The sequence below is a fragment of the uncultured Cetobacterium sp. genome (genome assembly GCF_947038635.1).
Lineage (GTDB): Bacteria > Fusobacteriota > Fusobacteriia > Fusobacteriales > Fusobacteriaceae > Cetobacterium_A.
In genome coordinates this window covers 1-11,391 of record NZ_CAMQXC010000072.1, presented here as the reverse complement: position 1 = coordinate 11,391, position 11,391 = coordinate 1, and the positions used below count along the sequence as shown (strand labels likewise).

Genomic DNA, 11,391 nt, shown 5'->3' with positions numbered 1-11,391 from the left:
TTTATTCCTCCCTTAGCTTAATTAGCTTATGTTACTTTCTACTGAAGAGTTGATAAAAATCCTACAAAGAATTTTATAGTTTTTATTGTATTTGACAAAAAAGAAAAATTAAAGTATATAGAGATATTGAAATAACTCAAAATAGGAGGAGATTTATGAAAAAACTTATCAATAAAAAAGAGAATATCGTAAAAGAGATGATTAATGGAATGATAAAAGCATTTCCAAATAGTATTGAAAGTGTAAAAGATTTACCAATTATTGTGAGGAAAAAAAAGAAGAGTGAAAAGGTGGCTTTAATTAGTGGAGGAGGAAGTGGTCATGAACCAGCTCATGCAGGATTTGTAGGGTATGGGATGTTAGATGCGGCAGTAGCTGGAGAAATATTTACTTCTCCTAGTGCTGATAAAGTCTATGAAGCAATAAAAGCGGTTGATTCAGGTGCAGGAGTTCTTCTTATAATTAAAAATTATAGTGGAGATGTAATGAATTTTGAGATGGCTGCAGAAATGGCAGAGATGGAAGGAATAAAGGTAGGAAAGGTAATTGTTGACGATGATATAGCAGTAGAAAATAGTACTTACACAGTTGGAAGAAGAGGAATTGCAGGAACTATATTTGTACATAAAATTTTAGGAGCAGCAGCAGAGGCGGGATATTCTTTGGAAAGTCTTGAAAAACTTGGAAAAGTTGTTGTAGAAAATATAAAAACAATGGGAATGTCTTTAAAATCATGTATGGTATTTACTACTGAAAAAAATAGTTTTGATTTATCTGAAGATGAAGTTGAAATTGGATTAGGAATACATGGAGAGCCAGGAACTCATAGAGAAAAATTTGTAGATGCAAATACACATGTAGATCATCTTTTAGAAAAAATATTGAAAGAGTCTAAAATAGAGAATGAGAAAGTAGGAGTTTTAATAAATGGATTAGGAGAAACGACTTTAATAGAATTATTTATAGTTAACAATAGAGTTGCAGATATTTTAAAAGAAAAAAATATTACTATAGAAAAAACTTTAGTAGGAAATTATATGACATCTTTAGATATGGGAGGATTTTCAATTACAGTATTAAAACTTAATGATGAAATTGAAAAATTATTAAATGCTAAATCTGATACTATAGCATTAAAAACATTCTAGGAGGACAGATGGAATTAATAACTTTAATAGATAAAATAGCAGATAGAATATATGAAAATAAAGATTACTTAAGTGAATTAGATAGAGAGATTGGTGATAGTGATCATGGTGTAAATTTATCTAGAGGTTTTCAAAAAATTAAAGATGAGAGTGAAATGTTAAAAACTCTTAATTACTCAGATTGCTTCAATAAAATAGCAATGATACTAATATCTAATGTAGGTGGAGCCTCAGGAGCAATATATGGAACTGGATTAATGAAAGTAGCTCAAAATTTAAAAGGAATTGATACATTAGATAGGAATAATATAACAAAAGCAGCTGAAGCGATGGTAGAAGGAATAAAAATGAGAGGAAAGGCTCAGTGTGGCGAGAAAACAATGCTAGATACAATAGTTCCTGTAGTTGAGGTATTAAAAACTAATAGAGAGGATTCTTTAGATACATTGTTGAAAAAAATTCAAATAACGGCAAAAGAAGGAATGGAATCAACTGTAAATATGTTAGCAACAAAAGGAAGAGCAAGCTACCTAGGAGCAAGAAGTATTGGTCATATAGATCCAGGGGCAATGTCCTCATATTTAATTATTGATACAATCTGTGAAAATTTAAAGTAGGTGATAAGATGTTAGGTTTTGTAGTTGTTTCTCACAGTAAACGTTTAGCTGATGAAGTTATTGAACTGTGTAATGAGATGAAAAAGTATAACTTTCCTGTAGTAAATGGAAGTGGAACAGACGAGGATTATCTAGGCTCAAATCCTTTGATCATAGCAGAAGCTATAAAAAAAGCATATATAAAAGGTGGAGTTGCTATTTTTGGTGATTTAGGAAGTTCAATATTAAATGCAGAGTTGGCAATGGAATTTTTAGATGAGGATTATAATAAAGAAAAAATAAAAATAATGGATGCTCCTTTAGTTGAAGGAGTATTGATGGGAATGGCAATAAATGATGATAAATTAACTTTAAAAGAATTGGAAGATGAATTAAAAGAATTAAAGTTTTTAAGTAAGATATAGAAAGTACAAGCTATTAAAGTTATATTTTAATAGCTTGTTTTTATATAAAAAAATAAAAAATGTAACTTATGTTACAGAAAAATTACCTAAAAAGATATATCATATATTCAAAAGAGAAAGGAGAGGATTTTGTGGGAAATTTTGGAGGAAATTTACAAAAGATTAAGAATGGTAAAAAAACATATGGAATAACACCTCATATTCCTGGAGGATTTGTGACACCAGATACATTAATAAAAATAGCAGAAGTTGCTAAAAAATATAAAGGTGTTTTAAAAATTACATCTGGTCAAAGAATTTTAATAACAAATTTAAAAGAAGAAGATTTATGTAATATTTGGAATGATTTAGGAATGGAACCAGCTGTAAAAACCCAAAATTCTGTAAAAAATGTAGAGATTTGTCCTGCAAATTTTTGTAAAAGATCAAAATATCCTACTATAGGCTTAGGTATGAAAATTAGTAATAGCTTTCATGGAATGGAGCTTCCTTGTAGAACAAAAATAGCAGTAGTTGGTTGTAGAAATGCATGCACAAGTGCTTATTCTAAGGATATTGGTGTTCTTGTAGATATGGATGGTAAATTTTTTATAACAGTGGGAGGAAGTGCTGGTTTTAATCCTAGAAATGCAGATATTTTAATTAAAAATATTTCTGAAGAAGAAGCATATCATATAGTAAAAATTATATTAGAATATTACAATGAGAATGCTCAGATGGGAGAAAAATTAGGTCATTTTATAGATAGAATAACAATAGATAAGTTTAGAAATGATATTATAAAAGAAAAAAATTCAAAGGAGGAAAAAAATGATAACTAAGGATACTATAATAGCGGATATAATTGAGATAAATCCAATGGCAGTAGAAATTTTAATGGGATATGGAATGGGATGTATAGGTTGTCCGTCAGCACAAATGGAGACTTTAGAGCAGGCATGTGAGATTCATGGATTGAATATAAATGAAGTTTTAGAAAAATTAAATAAAAAATAGAGAGGTGTAAAATGAGTTTATTTTTAGGAAAAATACACTATTGGCTTTTTAATAAAATATTATGGTTTGAAAATATAGAAGAGTGTGTTATTACTTTAGCTTTAGAAGAGGGAATAGATGTTAAAAATATTAGAAATGAAATTGAAAATAGATATGGAAAAAAACTTGAAAATAAAAAATTAGAAGAGATTATTGATTTAGAAAATATACACGGATGGTTACAAAATAGAATTCATTCATCTGAGGGCAGATTAGCCGCGTGGATAAAAATTGTTTTACAAAATGATTTTGATGCTAAAGTAAAATTGGAGAAAATTTTTCAAGAACAAGGTGTTTTAGCAGCAAGAGAGGCGAAAGTTGAAAGAGAATATAACAGTGCTTCGGATATATATAATAGTATAAATAACTATATTTTAGATGGAATGCCTTGTGATAGAGTAAATATAATATCTGTATCTGAAGAAAATCTTGTAAATTGGAAAAAAAGAATTTGTGTACATGAAGAGATTTGGAGTAAAGAGGGTGTAGATGTAAGTATTTTTTATAATTTAAGAAACATTTGGATAAAAAATTTCATAAAGGAATTAAATAGTAATTTTGAGTATTTAGAGGAGCCTTTAGGAGAGTATAAAATACTAAAGAAGAATTAAAAAATAAGTATTTAAAAGTAGCGAAGTTAATAACTTCGCTATTTTTACAAATGTCACTAATTTGACTGAAACTATAAATCATGTTACAATATATACATTATTTAAAAAAAGGGAGGTTTTACATGAGTGTGAACAAAGGAGAAAATATAGGATTAGATATCGAAAAAACAAAAACTTTCAAAAATTTTTTATTAAAAGAGAATCCAATTTTTTACATTTCATTTTTTATCATTTTTACAATTTTATCAATTATTGGGTTAAATAAATCTCAGTTTGAAAAGATAACAAAAGTATTATTAAGTTCCATAATAACAAATTTTGGATTTTTATATTTAATAATAGTATTGTTAATAGCATTGGTATGCTTATATCTTTGTTGTAGTAGTTACGGAGATATTCGATTAGGAAAAGATGATTCAAAACCAGAGTATTCAAATATATCTTGGTTTTCAATGCTTTTTTCAGCTGGAATGGGAGTAGGGCTAGTATTCTTTGGAGTAGCAGAACCGATGACTCATTTTGTAAACCCAATAGGCGAAATAGAGAGTGGTTCTAAAGCAGCAATAGATTTTGCATTTAATACATCTTTTTTCCACTGGGGAATACATCCTTGGGCAATATATAGTTTTTTAGCTTTAGGAATGGCATATTTTCAGTTTAGAAAAGGTGAAAAGGGATTGATTAGCTCTTTATTTTCACCAATTTTAAAAGGGAAAAAATATGAAAAACAGATTAAAACAATAATAGATGTAGTAGCAATTTTGGCAACAATAACTGGAGTAGCGACAACTTTAGGTCTAGGAGCACTTCAAATTAATAGCGGACTTAATTATCTTTTTAATATTCCAAACAATATGATTAGTCAAATTATAATAATTTGTGTTGTAACAGTTGTTTTTGTGTATTCAGCATTAGGATCCCTAGATAAAGGAATAAAAACTTTATCAAATTTAAACGTTTTTATATCTTTTTCATTACTTCTTATTGTCATTGTATTCGGGCCAACAATTGGAATTTTTAATGTATTCTCAGAAAGTTTAGGTAATTATTTAAATAACTTTTTAAAAATAAGCTTAAGAACAAATAGTTTTGGAGATAAAACATGGCTATCGTCATGGACGATATTTTATTGGTCTAATTGGGTAGCTTGGACTCCTTTTGTAGGGACTTTTATAGCTAGAATATCTAAAGGACGGACAATCAGAGAGTTTATAATCGGAGTTGTTGTTATTCCATCTCTAGTGTCATTTATCTGGTTTTCAGCATTTGGAACTTTAGGTATTTCTTTAGGAAAAGAGTTTGCAAAAATAGCTATTGAGCATACAGAAACAGCATTATTTCTTGTTTTTGGAAAGTATCCTTTTGGAGATTTAATGAGTGGAGTAGCAATTGTTTTATTAGCTTCATTTTTTATAACGTCTGCTGATTCAGCTACATATGTTTTAGGAATGATGAGTTCAGACGGTGATTTAAATCCACCTGGATATAAAAAATTGATTTGGGGAATTTTTCAATCTCTTTTAGCAATTGCACTTATATCAGCGGGAGGTTTAGAAATGTTAAAAACAGCTTCTATAATAATAGCATTTCCGTTATTAATATTGTTCCCTATAATGATTTTTTCACTTTTTTATTCTCTTAAAAGAGATAGCTTTATAAAAAAACGTATAAAATTAAAAAATGAAATAAAAAAAATGTCTTTAGAAGAGATAGGGTATTTATCGGATACAGTAAAAGATTTAAGGATTTGTAAAGAAAAATAATATTAAAATGAAAAAATATGAAACTAATTTTACCTAGGTGAAATTAGTTTCATATTTTTATTTTTATACTCTTTACAAAGGCTCATTTATAGGGTAATAAAGTGGGGACTAAAATTTTGAGGGGGTTTACAAAAATGAATACAGTAAAGATGATGCTATTATTAAGTTCAGTATTAACAACATTATGCTATTCGGATAATTTAGATGGTTCTAATCATGCAAAAGGTCATGAGGGCATAAATCCAGGGAGTTACTCTAAAACAAATCCGTTTTGGACAAATAATCCGGAAATATTTGGAGATAATAGAGAAAAAGCACACGTAACTAAAATATCTTTTAATACTATTGAAGAAGCATTAAATAATCCGAATTATGCTGATTTTAAAAATTCTAAAAACTTTAAAAGTTTAAACGGAGATTGGAAGTTTAAATTGGTAGATCACCCAGATCAAGATTTAAAAGATTTTTATAAAACTTCCTATAATACAAATGATTGGAAAACTATACCAGTTCCATCGAGTTGGCAATTGCATGGATATGATCAAATTAGATATAATGATACAGCGTATCCTTGGGAATATCAAAAAACACCTATAAATCATCCAGATACACCTAAAGATTATAATCCAATTGGTTATTATAAAAGAGAGTTTAATATTGATAAAAAGTGGGATGGAAGAGAGGTTTACATCTCTTTTCAAGGTGTTGAATCAGCATATTATTTATATGTAAATGGAGAATATGTAGGATATAGTGAAGATTCTTTTACGGGACATGATTTTGATATAACAAAGTTTTTAAAAGAGGGAAGCAATGAGATTGCAGTTAAAGTTTATAGATGGAGTGATGGTAGTTGGTTAGAATCTCAAGATATGATTAAATTAAGTGGTATTTTTAGAGATGTTTTCTTATATTCAACTCCAAAAACATATATAAGGGATTATACAGTTGTAACAGATTTAGATAAAAATTATGAAAATGCAGATTTAAATGTGAAGGTAGATGTATCTACAAAATCTGGGTTTATTCCAGGAAAATATACAGTTATTGGAAAAGTTTATGATGATAAGAAAAAAGAAATTAAAAACTTTGAAAAAGTTGTTGAAGTTACAGGGGATGATTTAAAGCAGATTATAAGTTTTAATGAAAAATTTATAAATCCTAAAAAATGGAGTTCAGAGGAACCAAATTTATACACATTAGTTTTAGCTCTAAAGAATTCTAAAGGTGAAATAATTGAAACTGTAAGTAATAGAATAGGATTTAGAAAAGTTGAAATAAAAGATAACAAAATAATGGTAAATGGAAAGAAATTGATGTTAAGGGGAGTTAATAGACACGAATTTACAGGAGATAAAGGTAGAGTTGTAAGTGAAGATGTAATGCGTAAAGATATTGAACTTATGAAACAAAATAATATTAATACAGTGAGATCTTCACATTATCCAAATGATCCTAAATGGTATGATTTATGTGATGAGTATGGACTTTATGTTATGGATGAAGCTAATTTAGAAACTCATGGAAGACTTGATGAGATTCCTCAAGATAGAGTAGAGTGGACACCAGCAGTTATAGATAGACAAGAAGCTATGGTTGAGCGTAGTAAAAATGAACCATCAATAATTATGTGGTCAATAGGAAATGAATCATCAACAGGAAAAAACTTTGAATTAGCTGCAAAATATTTAAAAGAAAAAGATCCAACAAGACTTACTCATTATGAGCCACAAAGAGATATAACTGATACATATAGTAGAATGTATAGATCAATAGAAGAGATGAAGGCATATTTGGTTTATGAAGATAATACAAAACCATATTTACAATGTGAATTTGCTCATGGAATGGGAAATAGTATTGGAAATCTTCAAGATTATTGGGATGTTATGGAAAGTGATGAGATATTCCATGGTGGATATATTTGGGATTGGGTAGATCAAGCTATAGAAACAATTGACCCTAAAACAGGAGAAAAATATTTTGCATATGGAGGAGATTGGGGAGATGAAGAGTTTACAGATAAAAACTTCTCAGCCAATGGATTGATATTTGCAGATAGAACAGTTCAACCAGAGCTTATAGAAGTAAAAAAAGTATTCCAAAATATAGGTATAAAAAATTCTGATTTATCTAAAGGAAAAATATCTTTAGAAAATAAATATATGTTTACTAATTTGAAAGATTATAACGGGAATTGGGAAGTTATCGAGAACGGAAAAGTTATAAAAAGTGGAAAATTTGAAGTAGATTTATTACCTGGGGCTAAAAAAGATGTAGATATCCCATTAAAAGATATAAAATTAGATTCTAAAAAAGAATATTTCATAAATATAAATTTTGCATTAAAAAATGATAAAAGTTGGGCACCAAAAGGTTATGTCGTTGCAAGTGAACAATTTCAACTAAAAGATAAAAATATTAGTGAAAAAATAGAGTTAAAGAATGTTAAAGAATTAAAATATAAAGAAAATAACAGTGTTTTAGATATTTTAGGTGAAAATTTTAAAGCGGAGATTGATTTAAAAAAAGGTGGAATAAAATCTTTTGAAAGCAACGGAAAAAATCTTATAGAAACTCCACTTGAGTTTAATTTCTGGAGAGCTCCAAATGATAATGACAGAGGAAATGGAGCGATGAAAAGACTTGATACATGGAGATATGCTGGTAAAAATAGTAAAGTTGTAAATTATAAAGTTGAGAATATAGAAAATAAAGTTATTAAAGTAGATTTAGAAATAGATATTCCTACAAAAGAGACGTCGAAACTTTATGTAACATATCTTATTGATGGAAATGGTGAAATTTTAGTAGATTCGTCATTGTATTCTCCAAAAACTTTACCAGAAATACCTGAATTTAGTATGATAACAGAATTAAATCCTAAAAATAATAGAGTTAAGTGGTATGGAAGAGGACCAGAAGAGAATTATATTGATAGAAAAACAGGATATGATGTTGGAATTTATGAAGAAAATGTAGAGAATTTCTTTATTCCATATATAAATCCATCTGAAACAGGAAATAGAAGTGATATTAGATGGGTTGAAATTGCTAATGAGAATGGAGAGGGGTTATTAGTTACATCTGTTCCAGAGAGAGAAACTTTAGAGTTTAATGCACTTTATTATACTCCAGAGGAACTTTCAAGTGGAAAAAGACATCCTTTTGAATTAGATAAGAGTAAAAATGTAGTTTTAAGAATAATTGGGAAACAAATGGGAGTTGGTGGAGATAATTCGTGGGGAGCTAGACCACATGATCAATATCAATTAAAATCAGGAGAAGTCCAAAGATACACATTTAAAATAGCAGGAAAAAATAAAAATATAGACTCATTTGAAAAAAGAGATAATAACTTAGCTATAGATTCTAAAAATTATTTTGAAGCAAGAAGAGCAATTGAACAAGTTGCAGATAACGTAGTTTATCTATCTGATTTAGGAGTAAAAAATTCAAATAAAATGACTGCTAAAGATAGAACTATTGCTAAAAATCCATTGACTTTAAGACTTGAAAATGGAGAGGTTGTAAAATTTGATAAGGGTATAAATGGATTATCAGATAATGACATAACTATTAATATTGAAGGAAAAGGATTTAAAAAATTCCAAAGTTATGTAGGATTGGATAGGGAAGTTTTAGGTTATAGAGGAACGGCTGAATTTAAAGTTTTTGCTGATGGAAAAGAAGTTTTTAATAGCGGTATTATGAAAAGTTCTGATAGAGCTAAATTTATTGATATTGATTTAAACGGAGTTAAAGAACTTAAGTTACAAATATTAAATTCAGATGGTGTAACAAAATATGATCATGGAACATATGGAGATGCAAAATTTGTAAAATAAAATGTTAAAATAATTAATTAGAAAAAGAGTTATGGAGAATTTTCATAACTCTTTTTTTTAGAAAAAATATAAAAAATTATCCAATAAAAAAAAACTATATAGTTATAAAATGATTGAAGTTTGAACATAAAAGTGCTATAATTTGGTAATATGTAAAAAATGAAATTAGGAGCGTACAAATATGAATGACTGTGTAATTCTAAAGGGAAAAAAGGACAGGTTAGTTGTGCAATTAGATAGTAACATCGATTTTAGCTCTTTAAAAGATAAATTTTCTGAAAAGATTAAACAGGCTGAAGCATTCATAGGAGATGCAAAAATAGCCATTGAATTTACTAATAGAAAACTAACAGAAATAGAGGAAAATATTTTAATCGGAGTAATAAATAGAGAGACAAATATAAAGATAGCTTTCATTTTTTCTGAAAAATCTACTTTTTCGCAATTACCAGGAGGGCAACTTCCATTTAGTAATATAAAAGATGTAACAGATGAAGGATGTACAAAGTTTCATAAAGGAACCTTGCGTTCTGGACATAATTTAGAATTTGATGGAAATGTAGTTGTATTAGGAGATGTAAATCCAGGTGCAGTAATTAAATCTAAAGGAAACGTTGTTGTATTAGGGTATTTAAATGGAACGGTTTATGCAGGAGAAGATGATGGATCAGAAGCATTTGTTGGAGCTTTTTCTTTAAATCCTATTCAAATTAAAATAGGGCAAGTTATAGCGAAAAATCCAAGTACAAATGTATTAGATGTCAATAAAGTCAAAAAAACCTTAGATTTTGAAGTAGCTTATTTAAAAGATGGAAATATTTTTATTGAAAAATTCAATAAAGCAACTTTAGAGCATATGGTAAAAATATAAAGGGAAATAGGAGGAATTATGGGAAAAGTTATAGTAATTACTTCAGGAAAAGGTGGAGTAGGTAAAACGACGAGTAGTGCTAACTTAGGGGCAGCACTAGCTATGCAAAATCAAAAGACACTATTAATTGATACAGATATAGGTTTAAGAAATTTAGATGTTGTTATGGGATTAGAAAATAGAATAGTTTATGATTTAATCGACGTTATAGAAGGGGTTTGTAAACCAAAACAAGCTATAATAAAAGATAAAAGAAATGATAATTTACATCTATTGCCAGCAGCTCAATCAAGAGATAAAAATGCTGTAACTCCGGAACAGATGAAAGAATTAATTGAAATATTAAAAGCTGAATATGATTTTGTATTAGTTGATTGTCCAGCAGGAATAGAGCAGGGATTTAAAAATGCTATCGCAGCAGCAGAGGAAGCTTATGTTGTAACAACACCAGAAATTTCTGCAGTTAGAGATGCAGATCGTATTATTGGATTATTAGAAGCAAATGAAATCAGAAATCCAAAACTAATAGTAAATCGTTTGAGAGTTGAAATGGTTAAAGATGGAAATATGTTAAGTGTTGATGATGTTACAGATATTTTAGGAATTAAACCTATTGGAATAGTTCCAGATGATGAAAATATTGTTATATCTACAAATAAAGGTGAGCCATTAGTTTATAAAGGAGAGTCTTTAGCAGCTAGAGCATATGTAAATATAGCTTCAAGAACACTTGGACAAAATGTTGAGTTTTTAGATTTAGATCCTAAAGTTGGATTTTTTGATAAGATAAAAGAGATGTTTAAAAAATAAGGGGAGGCGAAATATGGGATTTTTTAGTTTTTTGAATAAAGAAAAATCTAGTTCAGTAGCTAAAGACCGTTTGAAGTTAGTACTGATACATGATAGAGCTATGCTTTCTCCCAAAATGCTTGAAACTTTAAAAGATGAAATAATTGCAGTAATATCTAAATATGTGGATATAGATAGAGATTCTTTAAATATTGAAGTTTCTCAAGAGGCGGAAACGGGAAGAGAAACAGCATTGATAGCAAATATACCTATAAAAATAAAAAAATAGTACTACGGTGCTATTT

The 11,391-nt window shown here is 28.4% G+C and carries 11 protein-coding genes; all 11 read left to right on the top strand.

The window, feature by feature from the left end:
• Nucleotides 1-155: 155 nt before the first annotated feature.
• The gene (gene dhaK, locus Q0V08_RS07765; RefSeq protein WP_297433646.1) at nucleotides 156-1,148 is read left to right on the top strand and encodes a dihydroxyacetone kinase subunit DhaK; all 993 of its coding nucleotides are present in this window, start codon (nucleotides 156-158) and stop codon (nucleotides 1,146-1,148) included.
• Between the two features lie 8 nt (nucleotides 1,149-1,156).
• Nucleotides 1,157-1,765, top strand: coding sequence for a dihydroxyacetone kinase subunit DhaL (gene dhaL / locus Q0V08_RS07760; RefSeq protein WP_297433644.1), 609 nt, complete (start codon nucleotides 1,157-1,159; stop codon nucleotides 1,763-1,765).
• 8 nt (nucleotides 1,766-1,773) lie between these two features.
• Entirely contained in the window at nucleotides 1,774-2,169 is a 396-nt protein-coding gene (gene dhaM, locus Q0V08_RS07755; protein ID WP_297433642.1) for a dihydroxyacetone kinase phosphoryl donor subunit DhaM, read from the top strand.
• Between the two features lie 131 nt (nucleotides 2,170-2,300).
• Nucleotides 2,301-2,990 carry a hypothetical protein gene (locus Q0V08_RS07750; protein WP_297433640.1) on the top strand — a complete coding sequence of 230 codons (690 nt, stop codon included), beginning with the start codon at nucleotides 2,301-2,303 and terminating at the stop codon, nucleotides 2,988-2,990.
• Nucleotides 2,980-3,165 carry a DUF1858 domain-containing protein gene (locus Q0V08_RS07745; RefSeq protein ID WP_023050351.1) on the top strand — a complete coding sequence of 62 codons (186 nt, stop codon included), beginning with the start codon at nucleotides 2,980-2,982 and terminating at the stop codon, nucleotides 3,163-3,165. Before Q0V08_RS07750 ends, Q0V08_RS07745 begins: the two co-directional genes overlap by 11 nt.
• A gap of 11 nt (nucleotides 3,166-3,176) precedes the next feature.
• Entirely contained in the window at nucleotides 3,177-3,815 is a 639-nt protein-coding gene (locus Q0V08_RS07740; protein ID WP_297433638.1) for a hypothetical protein, read from the top strand.
• A 122-nt stretch (nucleotides 3,816-3,937) separates the two neighbouring features.
• Nucleotides 3,938-5,578 (top strand): BCCT family transporter, encoded by a 1,641-nt coding sequence (locus tag Q0V08_RS07735; protein WP_297433636.1) that lies wholly within the window; start codon nucleotides 3,938-3,940, stop codon nucleotides 5,576-5,578.
• A gap of 134 nt (nucleotides 5,579-5,712) precedes the next feature.
• On the top strand, nucleotides 5,713-9,426 hold the full coding sequence (locus Q0V08_RS07730; RefSeq protein WP_297433634.1) for a glycoside hydrolase family 2 TIM barrel-domain containing protein: 3,714 nt from the start codon (nucleotides 5,713-5,715) through the stop codon (nucleotides 9,424-9,426).
• Nucleotides 9,427-9,607: 181 nt separating this feature from the next.
• Nucleotides 9,608-10,297: a septum site-determining protein MinC gene (locus Q0V08_RS07725; RefSeq protein WP_023050347.1), complete on the top strand. Its 690-nt coding sequence runs from the start codon at nucleotides 9,608-9,610 to the stop codon at nucleotides 10,295-10,297.
• 18 nt (nucleotides 10,298-10,315) lie between these two features.
• Nucleotides 10,316-11,107 carry a septum site-determining protein MinD gene (gene minD, locus Q0V08_RS07720; protein ID WP_297433631.1) on the top strand — a complete coding sequence of 264 codons (792 nt, stop codon included), beginning with the start codon at nucleotides 10,316-10,318 and terminating at the stop codon, nucleotides 11,105-11,107.
• Between the two features lie 13 nt (nucleotides 11,108-11,120).
• The gene (minE, locus tag Q0V08_RS07715) at nucleotides 11,121-11,375 is read left to right on the top strand and encodes a cell division topological specificity factor MinE (protein WP_023050345.1); all 255 of its coding nucleotides are present in this window, start codon (nucleotides 11,121-11,123) and stop codon (nucleotides 11,373-11,375) included.
• Nucleotides 11,376-11,391 lie beyond the last annotated feature (16 nt).

Coding starts and splice junctions, on each gene's coding strand:
- dhaK (WP_297433646.1), top strand. CDS start 156: ATGAAAAAACTTATCAATAAAAAAGAGAATATCGTAAAAGAGATGATT.
- dhaL (WP_297433644.1), top strand. CDS start 1,157: ATGGAATTAATAACTTTAATAGATAAAATAGCAGATAGAATATATGAA.
- dhaM (WP_297433642.1), top strand. CDS start 1,774: ATGTTAGGTTTTGTAGTTGTTTCTCACAGTAAACGTTTAGCTGATGAA.
- Q0V08_RS07745 (WP_023050351.1), top strand. CDS start 2,980: ATGATAACTAAGGATACTATAATAGCGGATATAATTGAGATAAATCCA.
- Q0V08_RS07740 (WP_297433638.1), top strand. CDS start 3,177: ATGAGTTTATTTTTAGGAAAAATACACTATTGGCTTTTTAATAAAATA.
- Q0V08_RS07735 (WP_297433636.1), top strand. CDS start 3,938: ATGAGTGTGAACAAAGGAGAAAATATAGGATTAGATATCGAAAAAACA.
- Q0V08_RS07730 (WP_297433634.1), top strand. CDS start 5,713: ATGAATACAGTAAAGATGATGCTATTATTAAGTTCAGTATTAACAACA.
- Q0V08_RS07725 (WP_023050347.1), top strand. CDS start 9,608: ATGAATGACTGTGTAATTCTAAAGGGAAAAAAGGACAGGTTAGTTGTG.
- minD (WP_297433631.1), top strand. CDS start 10,316: ATGGGAAAAGTTATAGTAATTACTTCAGGAAAAGGTGGAGTAGGTAAA.
- minE (WP_023050345.1), top strand. CDS start 11,121: ATGGGATTTTTTAGTTTTTTGAATAAAGAAAAATCTAGTTCAGTAGCT.